The following is a 14,151-nucleotide window of genomic DNA, read 5'->3' as shown; positions in this document are numbered from 1 at the left end:
AAAGGCCGCTGTCCCCAATGGGGAGGCGGCCTTTGCTTTTTGACGCAAAAAAAATCAGCTCAGCACGACCTGGTCCTTGCCGTCGCGCTCCTGCAGGAAGACGTTGACCTGCGAATCTCGCTCCGTGGCCACGGTCTTGCCGACAAAATCAGCCTGAATGGGCAGCTCGCGGTGGCCACGGTCGACCAGGACCAGCAGCTTCACCGCCTCCGGCCTGCCGAAATCCAGGATGGCCTCCAGCGCGCAGCGGATGGTGCGGCCGGTGAACAGCACGTCGTCGATGAGGATGATGGTCTTGCCTTCCACGGAAAAATCGATGCGAGTGGCGTTGATGTTCGGAGTCGCCGTGGAGGAGGTCCAGTCATCGCGGTACAGATTGATGTCCAGTTCTCCGCAGGGAATGGCCCGCCGGGTGCGCTCCGACAAAAGGCCGCACAGCCTGCAGGCGAGGTCTGCGCCGCGCCGCTGGATACCGACCAGGGCGATGGACTCGTGATCCGTGATCTGTTCCAGAATCTGGCAGGCGAGACGGTCAAGTGTGCGCTCGATATCGCGAGCAGCCATGATTTCCTTGCTGCGATGCATGGGATCCCTCCGTTTCATGTGACAAGCCATGTTCAGTAAGTGCCCCAAGTTGTAATTGCAAGTGAATCGTCCTATAGCCCTTTGGACAAATTATCGGGCCATGGAGGACGAATGGGAGTCGACAATCTTTTCTTTCTGGAACTCATCGAATGGTTTGACGACAGCGGTCAGGAGTTCGCCCGGCGCTTCCCCCAGGAAGGCTCCGGCGAGATCAAGTACGGCGCGCAGATGGTCGTGCGCGAATCCCAGGCCGGCATATTCTTCTACAACGGCAAGGCCGTGCATGTCTTCGGACCGGGCAGGCACACCTTAAAAACCGCCAACATTCCCATCCTGAACAAGATCATGGGCATTCCCTGGGGTCTTGAGAGCCCGCTTCGGGCGGAAGCCTACATGGTGAACACCAAGGTCTTCCCCAACCTCAAGTGGGGCACCCGGGAGCCGGTGGCCTTCAAGGACTCGGAGCTTGGACTGATCCGCCTGCGCGCCTACGGCATGTTCAACATCCAGATCGTGCAGCCCCTGCTCTTCATCAACTCGCTTGTGGGCACCATGGCCTCTTTTTCCGTGACCGACCTCAGCGACTATCTGGGCAAGGTCATCGTCTCCAGGTTCAATGATTACCTGGGCGAAAACATGGACACCATCCTGAACCTGCCCAGCCGCTACGAAGCATGGTCCGCAGGCCTGCGTGAACGACTGCAGCACGACTTCCGCCATTTCGGGCTGTCCCTGAACCAGCTCTTCATCAATGCCATCACTCCGCCGCCCGAAGTCCAGAAGGCCATGGACGACAAGACCAAGCTCGGCATGTTCGACGACATGAACAAGCTGATGCAGCTCAAAGCTGCATCGGCCATGGAAAAGGCGGCCGCGAACCCTGGCGGCGCGGGCGAGTCCATGGGGCTCGGGGTGGGCTTCATGATGCCCTCGCTCATGGCTCAGGCCATGCAGCTGACTGGGCAGCCCGCATCGGCCGCGCAGACAAACGCCCTCACGTGTCCGGAATGCAGCCAGTCGATCCGCCAGGACGACAAATTCTGCCCCTCCTGCGGGCACCAGCTGGTCGTTTTTGAGCAGTGCAAAGGCTGCGGGAAAAATCTGGCTCCGGGCACGCGTTTCTGTCCCCGCTGCGGCAGACAGGCGGGCAGCGTACGCGAGACGGCGAAATGTCCGTCCTGCGGCCAGGAAAACCTGGCCTCGTCCACGTTCTGCAACCATTGCGGGGAGCGCATGGCCTGACCATGACCGCGCATCTCTCCCATCAATGCCCGCAATGCGGCGCTCCGGTGGCTTTAGAGGAAACGGACAGGATTTTTTCCTGTCCGTTTTGTCAGGTCCGCCTGTTCATCCACTCCAGCGGACCGTTCGAATATCGCCTGAAGCCTCGCATCGCCCATCCGGGCATGCTCATCCATATCCCGTACTGGAGATTCCGGGGCAACGCCTTTGTGCTCGGGCCAGACGTCACGCAGCACAAGATTCTCGATTCGAGCCTCCTGGCCGTGACCAATCCGGCCCTGCCGCCCTCCCTTGGCCTACGCACCCAGGCCATGAGCCTGTCCTTCGTGGAACCGGAAAGCGAAGGCCTCTTCCTGCCCCCGACCATACCCAGTTCGGGTTTCAGGTCGCTTCTCCTGCGCGCCCTCCCCGGCATGCCGGCCCAGCCGGGCCCCAAGCTCACGGCCTGCGTGGGCGACAGTCTCTCGCTGATCTATCAGCCCGTCTTTCAAAGCCATGAGCTTGTGGACGCCATCACCGGCGAGCATCTGGGACCGGCCTGCATCGACGTGGCGGACGCGCAACAGGCCGGCAGCCATCTCAAGTTCGCCTCGACCCTCTGCCCCAAATGCGGCTGGGACCTGATCGGAGACCGCCAAAGCCTGGTGCAGACCTGCCCGCACTGCGACACGGCGTGGGAGGCCGGCCCCGAGGGCGGACAGCCCATCACCCCGCATTTTCTGCACACCCAGGAGAAGCCGGACATCTACCTGCCCTTCTGGAACCTGCGCGTCCAGGCCAAGGGGTTCCGGCTGCAGACCTGGGCCGACCTGATCCGGCTGACCAACCTGCCGCGGGCACTCCTGCCCTGGATGGAATCAACGGCTTTTTCCTTTCGCGTACCGGCCTTCAAGATCAGGCCCGGACTTTTTCTGAACCTGAGCGCCCAGGTCAGTCTGTACCAACCGGAGGCTCCAACGCTTGAGGTCCTGCCCCGCACGCCCCTGCATCCCGTGACCCTGCACAGGACAGAGGCCTTTCAGGCCCTGCCCGTGGTCCTTGGCCGCCTGGCCCCGGCCCGCAAGAACCTCTTTCCCAAAATCCAGGGCGGATCATTGCGCCCAGGAGAGGCGAGCATCGAATATCTGCCCTTTGTCGAAGGGCCAAACGAATTCGTGCAACCCGAGATGAACATGGCGATCCAGAAAAATGCGCTTTACTGGTCCACGACGCTGTAAAAAAAGAAGCGGAACCCGCCGGCCTTGGGCCGGCGGATTCCGCCACAAGGAAAAAACGCGAAGGGCGGCGGCTCAGTCTGGAAAAACGCCGCCGCCCGGGGTCAGGCCCATGATCTTGGAGGCCAGATGCAGACGCACGCGCACTTCATCGAGGTCGTAGGGACGATACACGAAATCGTCGGCCCCGGAAGAGATGCATTGCCTGATCGCTCCCACCGCCCCTCGCGGCACCGCGCCCAGGAGATAGACTCCTTGCAGGGCCTGCGTGCTGCGCACCCGCCAGAAAAACTCATCACATCCCATGAAGTCCGCGTGCCAGTCGGCCAGGATCAGCACCGGAGCAGACGCAGCCAGGGCGGCTTTCCAGGCCGTATCCTCGTCCTCGGTGATCTCGCACGAGTACCCCCAGGCCCCAAGCGCCTTGACGAGAACATTGCGCGACAGGCAGGGCTCCTCGACAATGACGATACTCAGTTCATTTTCCACTCTTGGCTCCATCAAAAACATTTACATTCTTGCGGTGAATTCGCGACTTCCGGCAAAATCCCGGCCTACGGCTTGCGCCGGAACAACCGGGCTTCATTCCGTATCGTCGTCACGGGGGCACGGAAGGGGCGCCGCCGCCACCGTCTCTTTGTGCTGAATGACGTGTCCGAAAATATAGGTGCAGATGGGCACGCCCAGCACCAGCCCCCAGATATGAAAAAGTTTGGCTCCGACAGTCAAAATGACGAGCACGATGACGGGGTTTATGCGCATGTAGGAACCGTAGATCCTCGGGTTCAGCACATACCCTTCAAGCAGGTGAATGACCGTGATCATGACAATGCCCAGTATCATGGTCGTCAGCCCCGAATCCTGCAAGGCGATGAGGCAGATCGGCACAGAGCTGATGAAAACACCCAGGACGGGAATGAAGCTGCACAAGAAGACGATCACGGTCAAAAAAGCCATGGATGAACCCAGGCCGAGCAAGGACACGCCGATGGCCGTGAGAGCGGCGTTGACCAGAGCGATGACGAACTGCGCCTCCAGGGCTTTGCCCAGGACAGTGGCGAAATCCCTGATGCTGCCAGCCACCTCGCGATAAACGAAACCAAGCTTTGAATTTTCAAGGGAACACACGCTGGCTGAAAGACGGGGCAGGTCGAGCACTATGAGAAAAGAGAAAAGCAGTGCCAAGAGAAAGGCCGAGGCGATGGCCGCGATCCTGCCTCCCACGCCGCGCACCAGATCAAGCAGCTGATTGACCTTGTGCTGCCCGTCGGGCGGGTCGCCCATGCTGAAAATCTGTTGCACCAGAGCGGCGACCCTGGATTTGCCGTTGCCCGGCGCGGAGTGATCCGCAAAAGCCCCAAGCTCGGGTATGGCGTTGGCAATCATGGGATAACGTTCACCCAGCGCGCCCAGCTCCTGGTCCAGGCGCTCCACATACTGAGGAAGCTGCGTGACGAAGAGGACGGTCTGATCCTTGGCCCGAGGCACCAGAAACACGCCCACGGTGATGAGCACGCCCAAAAAAATGCTCGCCACCAACACGACCCTGAGCGGTCGATTCGGGATCAGCTCCTGCAGCCTGTTCACGCCGCGATTCTGGATATACCCGAAAACAAACGTCAAAAAAAGGAGCAGAAAAAAGGAACGCAGGATGAATACCACCGCGAACACGCCGCCCCAGACCAGAATTCTGATCAGCGCGGGCATGATCCGTTCGGCTACATTTGTCGGTCCTTGGCCGCAATCAGGGGTCATGAGTATTCCTTAAGGAAGATTTGAGAGCTCATCCTGAGCAAAAAAAGACCGGCCATGTCCGGTTCCAGTCATGCCAAAAAAATGCGCCACCGAGGCCCCGATATCGCTCAGCGAATCGCGGACGCCCATGCATCCGGCGGCAAGGCCCGGACCAAAAACCAGAACCGGGACCCGCTCCCGCGTATGGTCCGTGCCGGGCCAGGTCGGGTCGCAGCCGTGATCGGCGGTCAGGATGCACACGTCGCCGGGCATCAGCCGCGACAGCAACTCGGGCAAACGGGCATCCAGGGCCTCCAATGCACGTGCATACCCGGCCACGTCCCGACGATGACCATGAACCGAATCAAAATCAACGAAATTCGTCATGACCAGAGTCCTGTCCCCGGCACTGTCCCAGGCTTCCAGAGTCGCGTCCAGAAGGCGGTCGTGGCCATGCGCCCGGATAGTCCTGCTCACCCCGCGATGAGCGAAAATATCCCCGACCTTGCCAACGCACAAGACTGTACCGCCCCCGTCCGTCAAGAGATCGAGAATCGTGGGCGAAGGAGCCGGAATGGAAAAATCTCGACGGTTGCCGGTCCGCACGAACGTGGCCGCGTCCTTGCCGACAAAAGGCCGCGCGATGATCCTGGCGATGCGGTATTTGTCCGCAAGCTCCCTGGCAATGGCGCAAACAGCCAGCAGGCGCTCCAAGCCGAAGGCTTCTTCATGCGCCGCGATCTGCAGCACGGAATCCACCGACGTATAGACGATGGGCCGACCGCTGCGCAGATGCTCCTCGCCAAGCCGCGTCAAAATTTCGGTGCCCGAAGCCTTGCAGTTGCCCAGTACCCCGGGCAGGACGGCGCGGGCCGCCAACTCGTCCAACAAAGCCTGGGGGATGGAATTCGTGTCCGGTGCGAAATAGCCCCAGTCAAAAAGCACCGGCGCTCCAGTCATTTCGAAATGCCCGCTCGGAGTGTCCTTGCCCCGGCTTATTTCCGAAGCGCACCCATATCTGCCACGAACCTGCCCGCATATTCCAAGACCGGGAGGAACCGTTCCCGTGGACAACCCGGCGGCCAGCCCCAGGCCTAACGAAGACAGCACCGGAAGCCTCAGCGGTCCCTTGCGCCCGTCGTCGGCCACCCCTTGGACACAGGCCTTGGCGATGTGCCCCAACGTATCCGCGCCTCGATCATTAAACAGCTCGGCATCCGGGGCTCCGCCCACGCCCAGGGAATCAAGCACCAGCAGGCAGAGCCGCCTCATCGGCGCTCCGCCACGGCCCTGGCCAGCACATCGTCCAGCAGGCTGCTTGCCCCGAAACGCAGCGTACGCGGGCTGATCCAGTCCCGGCCCATGATCTCCTCCGCCAGCCGCAGATACACCAATGCGTCATCCATGGTGCGCAGTCCGCCCGAGGCCTTGAAGCCAACCGTGCCGCCGCGCTCTGCGATGACGTCGAGCATGATCCGCGCCGCCTCCGGGGTGGCGTGAACCGCCGATTTGCCTGTGGAGGTCTTCAGAAAATCCGCTCCCCGCTCCACGGCCAGCAGGCTGGCCGCCCTGATCGCCTCCCGGGTCCCGAGCTCTCCCGTTTCAAGAATGATCTTGAGAAGCACCGGGCAGGCCCGGCGGCAGGCGTCCAGGTACGCGCCCACACGCTCTTCGAGGCCGCTCAGAAACGCCCGGTACGGAAAGACGAGGTCCACTTCCATGGCCCCCAGGGCCAGCGCCGCTTCGATCTCGTGCACACTGCCTGTGGGGTCCAGCTCGCCCTCGGGAAAATTCACCACCGTGGCCAGCGCGACCCTCTCCGCGCCAAGCCGGGCAAGGCAACTCTTCGCCAGAGGCAGGTGCCGGGCGAACACGCAGATCGCCGCGACCTGGCCGCAGGGTCCCGACGCTCTGGCGCAAAGCGCCCTTATGGCGGCATCGGTCTCGACACCGGTCAGCGAAGTCAAATCTAGAAGTGAGACTATTTGTCGTGATCTATCCAATATATCCTGCATGGCATCCCGCCGTGAATTGGCTGTGGATTGAACGATGAAAAATACGCGATCCTGCCTTTCGCCCGGCCGCAAAGGCCGGTGCATTCCTTGTGGCCCGAGGCAAGACAAAACACGTCCGGGCCACGGACGCAAGTCCGCCGGGGCTTCTGACCGTGAAAAACCCAAGATTGTGCTTGTTCATGAAGACAGGGTGCGATAGGTGAATTGTCCATGATCAGCCACCGAAATCCGCATATAGTGCTGCTTGCCAGCTTCATTATGCTTCTGCTTCCCGTGTCCATCCGCGCGGAGGAGGTGCTGAGCGCTTCCCCGTATTGGCAGGGATTCACCAGCTTCGACGGCCAGGGTCTCTATCACGACCTGCTGCGGGCAATCTACGAACCCGGTGGAAATAAGGTCCGCCATCTGGAAGTACCGGCCAAGCGAGGACTGATCATGGTCCGCGAAGGCACCGTCGACATCTACACATGCAGCTCGGAGCCCGTGGACGGGCTGCAACTGGCCGCTGAGCCCATGTATGAGGGCGAGTTCCATGCGTTCTTCCGCAAAGCCGCCTTCCCCTACTGGGATGGCGTGACCTCCATGGCGAACAGGCGGGCTGTGTGGCGGCTCGGGTATTACAGCCCAAAAGATTTTCCCGTTCCCTTCCAGTATGGCGAAACCACTACCGGCGTCGAAGCCCTGGAACGGGTCGTACGGGGAGGAGCGGATTTTTACATCGATGACCGCAACCTCATCTTGGAAAGCGTAGAGTCCCTCAAAACACCCCTTGACCGAAACGACTTCAGCATCGAATCCATAGGATTCCGGCAATATTTCCCTGTCTTTTCCACCTCCGAGCGCGGGCAGAAGCTGCGCGCGACCTTCGAGCAGGGCATGCGCAGCCTGGCAAATCAAGGCAAGCTGGCTCCGATCTATGAAAAATGGAACCTGCCCATGCCCAGGGCGTACCAGAAATAAACCTGCGTACGGCAAATAACGGCATGCCCAAAGCACAGCAGAAAAGCCCCCTTCTTCCCCGCGTCGTCGTCTTTGCGGTGGGGCTGCTCCTGACGATCTACGGCACGGTCATTCCCCTTCTGCCTTTCATCGGCGCACGGGCGAGCGGCGAAATAACGGTCATCCGCCGTGAACTCGGCGACCGCCAGGACCCCAGACCCAACCGCTACAGCTACTCCGTCGGCTATGAGTTCCCCCTTCCCGACGGACGGATCATTGCCGGCAACACCAAGACCATCGGCAGCGCCATGAGCGCGGGCATGTCCAAGGGCAAAAGCGGCGTCTACTATCTGCCTGCGCTGCCCTACGTGAACGCGCTCGAAAAAGACACGACCTTCGACCTTGGCAAAATCGCCCTGCTGGCGGCGGGAATCCTTTTGTGCTTCGCGTCCAGCAGGGGACGGGTCAAATCCTGATTCCCCGTCAACGCGCGCCCGCAGACCCGGCGCCCACCGCGACACCCTCCCCCGGCACCAGCTCTTTGAGTCCCGAACCGAAACGATCGACCCGCAACACCCGGAACAACTCCGCATCGGCGGCCTGCGTATCCTTGTAGCCGATAAAATAGATCCGCTTGCCGTCCCGGGACCAGACCGGATCGAAAGCGGTAACGTCCTGCGGCGTGATCTGCATGTTTTTTCCAACCCCGACCCAGCTGTCATGCAGGGACAGAGCGGAGCTTGGCTCGTGCATGATCTTCTCGAAACGGGCTGTTCCGCGAACCGCATGGCTGAAGACAAGCACCGTCTCGTCCGCCGGGCAGACCGAAAACGTGTCCGAACTGGTGACGCCTGTGGCCAGTGAACCCATGATCTTCTCCAGCGGCACGCTTTTGAGCACGCCGCCGGCAGGGTCCACCCAGTAGGCGTTGCTCATGTCGTGCACCAAAAGGGAGTCCTGCGGCGTGATGGACAGGGCGCAGAGAAACCCCGCGCCCTCGTCGCCTTCGCGCAAAGGGACGCGCAGTCCTGAACCGTCGGCCGCCAGGACCACGATTCTGGTCAGCGAGCGAGCGTCGCGGGCCAAAAAGGCGACCCAGGCGCCCTGCCCGGACCAGACCGGAGAAGACGCGGCGAAAAGCGCAGACGCGATCTTCCTCTCAGCTGCGCTCTTTGCATCATAAATCCACAAATCGGACATTTCCTCGGGATTTTTGCCCTCGCTCGGCCGGAAAAAGGCGATCAGCCGACCGTCCGCGCATGACCCGGGTCGTGCGCCCCGGATCAGCCGCTTCTGATTCCCGCCCTCGCCATCGCAGCTCCAGATCCAGCCCTGACGCTCATAGATCAGAACGTCATCCGCCGCGCCGCGCGATTGCGGGACCTTCGACAGTCCATCGGAGGCGGCACCGGCCGTCAGCGCAAAAAGACAAAAAACAAGAGCCAGCACTGCCGCAGCGCTTGAAACAGACCGCCTCATAAAACCTCCTGCGGGACTCGTCCCGGCATGTCCGACCATCCTGTCCCGTCACAGCCCAGCCCCTTCAGGACTCGGCGGAAAGCGCCTCGCAACGCATCATCAAAAGGATCTCCGCGCTTTTGGGCCCCAGATCACGATGCTTCTCGGGCAGGCGCACGGACGTGATCAGCTCCAGTTCGCGCCGCGCCCGCTCCAGCTGCTCGCCGCCCTGGTCCGCCGCCACCATCCGAAAAAAACTCTCCATTATCCCGGCCTTGTCGAGTTCCAGCAGCAGGCGCACCCGCGTCGAAGGTTTTAGGCCGTCATAACATCCGGCGGCCATGTGCCAGCGCGCGGCCAGACGCCCGGCCGCGCCATGGCGGTTCGGAAGACGCAAGCGCCGAGCCAGGCTTTGGGCCATGTCCGGACCGACCGCCTCGTGCCCGTGATGATGGGGCAGAAGTTCGGGGGCCGTCACGGTCTTGCCCAGGTCGTGGCACAGCGCCATCCAGACCCCAAGGCCGTCTCCGGCGCACCGGTCCATGACCCTGGCGGTATGCTCCAGCACGCTCGCATCGTGAAACCGGGGCGGACCGGCCGGAATCGCGTGCGCGTCCCTGAACTCGGCCAGCCACGGCGCGAGCTTGTCCCCGGCCTGCAGCACGCGCAGAAAATTTCCCGGCACAGAGGCGGCGCAGGCCTTCAAGACCTCCTGTCCGACTCTTTCCGCCGCCACCTGAGCGAGCGCTTCGACCGTGACGCCGCGCATGGCCTCCACGAGCTGCGCATGCACCGCGAAATCGGGAAATGCAGCGGCAAAACGGGCCGCGCGGATCGCCCGCAGGGGATCGGCCAGAAAATTGGCCGGGGCCACGGGGCGCAGAATCTTTTCATGCAGGTCCGAAAGCGCCCGGGGATGGGCCACAATCTCGCCGGACTCGTCCCTGGCCAGGGCGTTTATGGTCAAATCACGGGAACAAAGATCGTCCTCGATGCTCGAAAAATCCGAAAGGGTGTACTGGCGGGACCCGCGCACAAAGACCGGGATGCCCTGGCCGACCCTGGTCAGGCCCGGCACCCGTTGCCGCAGTTCCCTTTCGTCCCCGCCGATGGCCACGAAATCAAGATCCACGGGTTCCTGGCCCCGCACCTGATCACGCACGGCCCCGCCGACAAGATAGATTTTCATGCCTGCTCCGCGTGCTCGCGCAGCATCTGGGCCTGGACGCAACGCAGGATTTCAAAGCTGAACTCTCCGTCAAGCGCCTCGATCACCGCGCCAAGAGAGGCCGCGCCGCGCAGCCGCATGGACCCGATGCTCTCCTCGATGCGGGAGAGTTGGCCGCGGGTCAGCCCCGTAACCTCCGCCGCCGAGACATGTCCCTGGGCGATGGCCTTGACCAGATGCCCGTAAATGGTGGCAGGCTTCAGCCCCCTGGCCCCGGCCACCGCCTCGACGGTCCCGTTTTCCCGAAACAGCTCCAGGCTGGTCTGTTCCGTGACAGACAGGACCTGCGCCCCGGACGTTGTCTTCTGCACGCGCGGCGCGGGAGCATCCGGCACGTCATTCGGACGGCCGTGTTCGGACTCATGGCGTTGCAGAACCTCGGCAAAACGCTCCCCATAGGCCGTAAGCTTCATCCGCCCCACCCCGCTGATGCCAAGCAGATCCTCGACGCCTCGCGGCCTGTAGCGCACCATCTCCAAAAGAGTCCGATCCGAAAAAACCGCGTAGGGCGGCACGCCCTGTTCGCGGGAAATCTCCAGCCGCAATGCGCGCAGACTTTCCCAGAGTTCGCGGGCCTCGGGCGAGGACACCTCCGCCACCTTGGACACAGGCGACTTTTGTCCCCCCTTCACCGGGACCGGGTCGCGGCGCAGCGCGACAGTCCGCCCGCCCTTCATGACTTCCCAGCTTTGGGCATTGAGCTTCAAGGCTCCATACCCCTCCATGTCCACGTCGGCCAGACCCGCAGCCACCAGTTGGCGGTAGACACTCAGCCACTCCGGCCGGGAGAGCTCCGTGCCGATGCCGAACGTCGAGACCGTCTCATGGCTCCAGCGCTCAACGGCCCGCGTCTGCTTGCCGACCAGCACATCGGCCAGATGCCCTGCGCCAAAACCTTCCTTGACCCGGTAAATGGTGGACAGAGCCTTCTGGGCCGCTACCGTCCCGTCCCAGGATTCAACGGGATTCAGGCAGATGTCGCAGTTGCCGCAGGGCCGGGGCAGGTCTTCCCCGAAATAGCGCAGCAGCACCTGCCGCCGGCAGTTGGTGGTCTCGCAGTACCCCAAGAGAGAGGTCAGTTTTTGCTGCTTGAGCCGCTCGTGCCGCGCCCGGCTTTCGCCGCGCCCTTCTCCGATATCGACGGGGAGACGGGATGATCCCGCGTCCATGGCCACCAGTCGGCGCAGCATGGCGATGTCGCCCAGGCCGTAGGTCATGAGGGCCACGGCGGGCAAACCGTCGCGCCCGGCGCGGCCCGTCTCCTGATGATAGGCCTCAAGGCTGGTGGGCGGATCGAGATGGACCACGAAACGCACGTTGGGCTTGTCCACGCCCATGCCGAAAGCCACGGTGGCGACCATGATCACCCCGTCCTCGCGCATGAAACGCTCCTGGTTGCGCTCGCGCGTGGCCGGATCCAGCCCGGCATGATAGGGCAGGGCCGCAAAACCCTGCTTGCACAGGCTCGCGGCCGTGGCCTCGACCTTCTTGCGGGACATGCGGTAGACGATGCCCGCCTCGCCGGGAGACTGCGAGCGCAGGAAATTCGCGAGCTGCTGCTCCGGGTGATCCTTCAGGGCGACGAGATAGCGGATGCCCGGCCGGTCAAAGCCCGAGGCAAAGACCTGCGCCGATTCCAGACGCAGCTGCCGGATGATGTCCGCCCGGGTCAAATCATCCGCCGTTGCGGTCAGGGCCAGACGCGGCACATCCGGAAAACGCTCGGCAATCATCCCGAGGCGGGTGTACTCCGGCCGAAAATCGTGGCCCCATTGGGACACGCAGTGCGCCTCGTCAATGGCGAAAAGCGCCAGCGGGATGCGCCCGAGCTGTTCCAGAAAACCGGGCAGGAACAGTCGCTCCGGGGCGACATAAATCAGGTCCAGCCGTCCGGCCAGCAGCTCGGCCTCCACGCTACGGGCCTCGGCCGCCGAAAGCGAGGAGTTGAGATAGGCGGCGCGCACCCCGTTCTGGGTCAGGCTCTGCACCTGGTCGCGCATGAGCGCGATGAGCGGCGACACGACCACTGCGGTGCCGGGCCGGATCAGGGCCGGAATCTGGTAGCACAGGGACTTTCCCCCGCCGGTGGGCATGAGCACCACGGCGTCGCGACCGGCCAGCAGGGTTTTGATAATGGCTTCCTGCGGTCCGACGAACCCGTCGTAACCAAAAACCGTACGCAGAATATCACAAGGTTTGGGCATGAAGACCTCGGTCAAGGATGATTTGGGCTCTGCCCTACTCAAAGCGTGGAGCTTCTGTCAAAGTACGCAGGTCTGAGCGGCGGAATATCCTCTTTAATCCCGCCGGATAGGCACTGCGTTCCACCAAATATGCCTATGCTGGCTTTATCGCGACCATCCACGGAATAATTGCGGGCTGCCGGATGATTCCGGCGACAAGAACCCGCGCGGATCAAGGTTTTTAGACCCGGCGCGGAATCAATGCAAGGAGTCTGCCCGCCGGCCCCGCAGCCTTGAAAATCGGCGCACGCGCAGGATCAAGAATCAAGCGTTCACCAGCGAAATGCGGCATCACGGCCATCGGCCATCAGCCGTCATCATCACCGCCCGGCGACAACGACGCGCACGCTCCTGCACGCATTGCTTGAACAATATCAAAGAGTAGGATATGTTTAAAGAATTGTTGACACCCTGCACCCCCGGAGGAAACACATGCATCTCTTCATGCTTCTCGTCCTGAGTTTCATTCTGCACACAGGCACCGCCCACGCGGAACCAGACGTGGCGGGCTTCATCAAGACCACCGAAGGGAGCGGACAAATACTGCGCGCGGGTGATGTCATTGCGGCCGGGATTGGGGACGTCCTGTATGTAAGCGACACTGTCACCACCTCCGATCAAAGCACGCTCGGAATCATGCTGGAAGACGACACGGTCATCTCCCTTGGTCCAAACAGCCGTCTCGAACTGAGCGACTTCGCCTTTGCGCCCCAGGAAGAAAAATTTTCCATCGCCATACGTCTGCTCAAAGGCTCTTTTGCCTATATGTCCGGGGTCATCGGCCGCCTTGCCCCCGAAAAAGTTCACATCGAAACCCCGGACGCGGTCATCGCCGTGCACGGCACGCGCTTTCTGGTCCGGGTGGTGGAATAATGATCGCACGCATTCTTCTGCTCATCCTTTGCCTGGCCTTTGCCGGCTGCGCAACCAAAGGTACAACCGTGGTCCTGCTCGAAGACCTTGACGGCTCGGTAGGACAGGTCCAGGTCAGCACTCCGGCCGGAACGCAACATCTGTCCGCCGCCGGGCACAGCACACGGGTCAGCGACTCCTCGGCCACGCCGGACGCCCTGCGCACCCTTGACCAAAAAAAGATTGAACGCGAGTACGGTCCGGTTCTTCAGGCCATGCCCACTCCTCCCGAGACCTTTCTGCTCTATTTTGAATTCGGCAGATCGGAACTGACCGCCGAATCGAAACCCGTTCCGCCCATGATCATTGAAGCCATCACCCGCCGAAATTCCCGCGATGTACGCATCAACGGCCACTCGGACACGATCGGGCAGCGCGAGGACAACGCCCGCCTTTCCCTGGAACGGGCGGAGGGCGCGCGGGACATCCTGATCAAAGAAGGTATCGACCCGTCCATCATGCAGGTCTTTTCCCATGGTGAGGGCAACCTCCTCATCCCCACCGCCGACGATACCCCCGAACCGAGGAACCGCCGCGTGGAGGTGCTGGTCCGCTGACCACCCGCGCGTCCAGGCATCAAC

The 14,151-nt window shown here is 62.1% G+C and carries 14 protein-coding genes; 6 read left to right on the top strand and 8 right to left on the bottom strand.

The window, feature by feature from the left end; all coding sequences use genetic code 11:
* Positions 1–54 precede the first annotated feature (54 nt).
* Positions 55–585 (bottom strand): bifunctional pyr operon transcriptional regulator/uracil phosphoribosyltransferase PyrR, encoded by a 531-nt coding sequence (pyrR, locus tag DBAC_RS03320; protein WP_015772869.1) that lies wholly within the window; start codon positions 583–585, stop codon positions 55–57.
* 111 nt (positions 586–696) lie between these two features.
* Between pyrR and DBAC_RS03315 the strand changes: the two genes are divergently transcribed.
* Positions 697–1,827, top strand: coding sequence for an SPFH domain-containing protein (locus tag DBAC_RS03315; protein ID WP_015772868.1), 1,131 nt, complete (start codon positions 697–699; stop codon positions 1,825–1,827).
* Between the two features lie 2 nt (positions 1,828–1,829).
* On the top strand, positions 1,830–3,044 hold the full coding sequence (locus DBAC_RS03310) for a TFIIB-type zinc ribbon-containing protein (protein ID WP_015772867.1): 1,215 nt from the start codon (positions 1,830–1,832) through the stop codon (positions 3,042–3,044).
* A 72-nt stretch (positions 3,045–3,116) separates the two neighbouring features.
* On the opposite strand, the gene DBAC_RS03305 is transcribed toward DBAC_RS03310, so the two are convergent.
* From DBAC_RS03305 to deoC, 4 genes are all read right to left on the bottom strand, one after another.
* Entirely contained in the window at positions 3,117–3,530 is a 414-nt protein-coding gene (locus tag DBAC_RS03305) for a PleD family two-component system response regulator (protein WP_015772866.1), read from the bottom strand.
* Between the two features lie 93 nt (positions 3,531–3,623).
* Positions 3,624–4,796 (bottom strand): AI-2E family transporter, encoded by a 1,173-nt coding sequence (locus DBAC_RS17585; protein WP_015772865.1) that lies wholly within the window; start codon positions 4,794–4,796, stop codon positions 3,624–3,626.
* A 9-nt stretch (positions 4,797–4,805) separates the two neighbouring features.
* The gene (locus DBAC_RS03295; RefSeq protein ID WP_015772864.1) at positions 4,806–6,047 is read right to left on the bottom strand and encodes a phosphopentomutase; all 1,242 of its coding nucleotides are present in this window, start codon (positions 6,045–6,047) and stop codon (positions 4,806–4,808) included.
* On the bottom strand, positions 6,044–6,790 hold the full coding sequence (gene deoC, locus DBAC_RS03290; protein WP_015772863.1) for a deoxyribose-phosphate aldolase: 747 nt from the start codon (positions 6,788–6,790) through the stop codon (positions 6,044–6,046). Before deoC ends, DBAC_RS03295 begins: the two co-directional genes overlap by 4 nt.
* A 210-nt stretch (positions 6,791–7,000) precedes the next feature.
* Here deoC and DBAC_RS03285 point away from each other — a divergent pair, with 210 nt between their 5' ends.
* Together DBAC_RS03285 and DBAC_RS03280 are read left to right on the top strand one after the other, a co-directional pair.
* Positions 7,001–7,750, top strand: coding sequence for a type 2 periplasmic-binding domain-containing protein (locus DBAC_RS03285; protein WP_015772862.1), 750 nt, complete (start codon positions 7,001–7,003; stop codon positions 7,748–7,750).
* A 23-nt stretch (positions 7,751–7,773) separates the two neighbouring features.
* On the top strand, positions 7,774–8,205 hold the full coding sequence (locus DBAC_RS03280) for a hypothetical protein (RefSeq protein WP_043810285.1): 432 nt from the start codon (positions 7,774–7,776) through the stop codon (positions 8,203–8,205).
* A 7-nt stretch (positions 8,206–8,212) separates the two neighbouring features.
* Here the strand turns inward: DBAC_RS03280 and DBAC_RS03275 are convergent, their stop codons facing one another.
* From DBAC_RS03275 to recQ, 3 genes are all read right to left on the bottom strand, one after another.
* Positions 8,213–9,208 (bottom strand): TolB-like translocation protein, encoded by a 996-nt coding sequence (locus DBAC_RS03275; protein WP_015772860.1) that lies wholly within the window; start codon positions 9,206–9,208, stop codon positions 8,213–8,215.
* A gap of 64 nt (positions 9,209–9,272) precedes the next feature.
* Positions 9,273–10,376: a tRNA adenylyltransferase gene (locus DBAC_RS03270; RefSeq protein WP_015772859.1), complete on the bottom strand. Its 1,104-nt coding sequence runs from the start codon at positions 10,374–10,376 to the stop codon at positions 9,273–9,275.
* Positions 10,373–12,619 (bottom strand): DNA helicase RecQ, encoded by a 2,247-nt coding sequence (recQ, locus tag DBAC_RS03265; protein WP_015772858.1) that lies wholly within the window; start codon positions 12,617–12,619, stop codon positions 10,373–10,375. Before recQ ends, DBAC_RS03270 begins: the two co-directional genes overlap by 4 nt.
* A gap of 471 nt (positions 12,620–13,090) precedes the next feature.
* Between recQ and DBAC_RS03260 the strand changes: the two genes are divergently transcribed.
* Together DBAC_RS03260 and DBAC_RS03255 are read left to right on the top strand one after the other, a co-directional pair.
* A complete protein-coding gene (locus tag DBAC_RS03260; RefSeq protein ID WP_015772857.1) occupies positions 13,091–13,531 on the top strand; it encodes a FecR family protein in 441 nt (146 codons plus the stop codon).
* On the top strand, positions 13,531–14,127 hold the full coding sequence (locus DBAC_RS03255) for an OmpA family protein (RefSeq protein ID WP_015772856.1): 597 nt from the start codon (positions 13,531–13,533) through the stop codon (positions 14,125–14,127). The genes DBAC_RS03260 and DBAC_RS03255 overlap by 1 nt, the downstream gene beginning before the upstream one ends.
* The last annotated feature ends 24 nt before the right edge of the window (positions 14,128–14,151 follow it).

Origin of the sequence: Desulfomicrobium baculatum DSM 4028 (assembly GCF_000023225.1) — a bacterium.
Lineage (GTDB): Bacteria > Desulfobacterota > Desulfovibrionia > Desulfovibrionales > Desulfomicrobiaceae > Desulfomicrobium > Desulfomicrobium baculatum.
This window is presented reverse-complemented; position numbering and strand designations above follow the sequence as displayed.

Coding starts and splice junctions, on each gene's coding strand:
- DBAC_RS03280 (WP_043810285.1), top strand. CDS start 7,774: ATGCCCAAAGCACAGCAGAAAAGCCCCCTTCTTCCCCGCGTCGTCGTC.
- DBAC_RS03275 (WP_015772860.1), bottom strand. CDS start 9,208: ATGAGGCGGTCTGTTTCAAGCGCTGCGGCAGTGCTGGCTCTTGTTTTT.
- DBAC_RS03295 (WP_015772864.1), bottom strand. CDS start 6,047: ATGAGGCGGCTCTGCCTGCTGGTGCTTGATTCCCTGGGCGTGGGCGGA.
- pyrR (WP_015772869.1), bottom strand. CDS start 585: ATGCATCGCAGCAAGGAAATCATGGCTGCTCGCGATATCGAGCGCACA.
- DBAC_RS03255 (WP_015772856.1), top strand. CDS start 13,531: ATGATCGCACGCATTCTTCTGCTCATCCTTTGCCTGGCCTTTGCCGGC.
- DBAC_RS03285 (WP_015772862.1), top strand. CDS start 7,001: ATGATCAGCCACCGAAATCCGCATATAGTGCTGCTTGCCAGCTTCATT.
- DBAC_RS17585 (WP_015772865.1), bottom strand. CDS start 4,796: ATGACCCCTGATTGCGGCCAAGGACCGACAAATGTAGCCGAACGGATC.
- DBAC_RS03260 (WP_015772857.1), top strand. CDS start 13,091: ATGCATCTCTTCATGCTTCTCGTCCTGAGTTTCATTCTGCACACAGGC.
- DBAC_RS03310 (WP_015772867.1), top strand. CDS start 1,830: ATGACCGCGCATCTCTCCCATCAATGCCCGCAATGCGGCGCTCCGGTG.
- deoC (WP_015772863.1), bottom strand. CDS start 6,790: ATGCAGGATATATTGGATAGATCACGACAAATAGTCTCACTTCTAGAT.
- DBAC_RS03315 (WP_015772868.1), top strand. CDS start 697: ATGGGAGTCGACAATCTTTTCTTTCTGGAACTCATCGAATGGTTTGAC.
- recQ (WP_015772858.1), bottom strand. CDS start 12,619: ATGCCCAAACCTTGTGATATTCTGCGTACGGTTTTTGGTTACGACGGG.
- DBAC_RS03270 (WP_015772859.1), bottom strand. CDS start 10,376: ATGAAAATCTATCTTGTCGGCGGGGCCGTGCGTGATCAGGTGCGGGGC.